Source organism: Aquabacterium sp., assembly GCF_050725395.1.
Classification (GTDB): domain Bacteria; phylum Pseudomonadota; class Gammaproteobacteria; order Burkholderiales; family Burkholderiaceae_C; genus Aquabacterium.
Genome location: NZ_JBOHHL010000111.1, coordinates 1 through 1,043, shown reverse-complemented (window position 1 = coordinate 1,043; position 1,043 = coordinate 1). Strand labels below are relative to the sequence as shown.

Below are 1,043 nucleotides of genomic sequence, written 5' to 3'. Positions count from 1 at the left end.
GGTGCGGTCCCCATAGGCACCAGTTTAAGGATTCTAGCGCGGGAGGCCCCTGCGTAGGATGTGTTTACCAAGACCCATCCGTACAGGAGCCTCCCGTGGAAGTTCAATTTACCGACCTCGTCCCCTCCTTGCAAACACTCTTCTCCACCGACGCCGACCTGGCCGCTCTACAGGCCTGCCTTATTCGCAGACGCCGCAAGATCACCGGGGCCGCCTTCGCTCAGGGCCTCGTCTTCGGCTGGCTACAGAATCCCGACGCCACCTCCGCCGACCTCACCGCCTCCCTCGCACGCGCCGGTGCCGCCATCAAACCCCAGTCCCTCGACGGTCGCTTCACCCCCCAGGCCGCTGGCTTCTTCCGCCTCCTGCTCGACAAGGCCCTGGCCAAAGTCCTCGCCCCGCCCTCCCGCGCCCTCGGCCTGCTGGCCCGCTTCAAGGGCGTCTACCTGATCGACGGCACCACCATCCCCCTGCCGGCCGTCCTCGCCGAGGCGTGGCCCGGCTGCGGTGGTACCGCCGCCGCCGTAGCCGGCAAGGCCTCCCTCAAGGCCGTCGTCCGTTATGAGGTGTCCGGCGGCGCCATCACAGGCTTGTCCCTGCACGCCGGCAAGACATCCGACGTGGGGACGCCGCCGCACCGTGCCCCCCTGCCACCGCGTTCGCTGCGTCTGGCCGATCTGGGCTTCTTCGGCCTGGACGACCTGGCTGGCGTGGACGAACAGGACGCGTACTACCTGACCCGCATCAAATCCATCTGCATGGTGTACGACCAGCAAGGACGCAAGTGCAAACTGGCGCGGTATCTGGCGCGGCAGAAGGGCGACCGGCTGGACCGGTGCCTGTGGCTGGGTGAGGGCAAGAGGCTCAAGGGCAGGCTACTGGCCATTCGCACGCCCGAAGCTGTGGCGGCCAAAAGGCGGTGCGAGGCGAAGGAGGAAGCCCAGCGGCACGGCAGGCAAGTGTCCGAAGAGACGCTGGCGCTGTGCGGCTGGACGGTGTTTTTCACCAACGTGCCGCGCGGGGTGCTGAGCCTGCAAGAGGCG

General features: G+C 67.5%; 1 protein-coding gene. It reads left to right on the top strand.

The genetic code is table 11. The features are described 5' to 3' along the window. Nucleotides 1–95 precede the first annotated feature (95 nt). Nucleotides 96–1,043: transposase (locus tag ACREB4_RS21345; RefSeq protein WP_431590248.1), on the top strand; the 948-nt coding region annotated here is incomplete at its 3' end.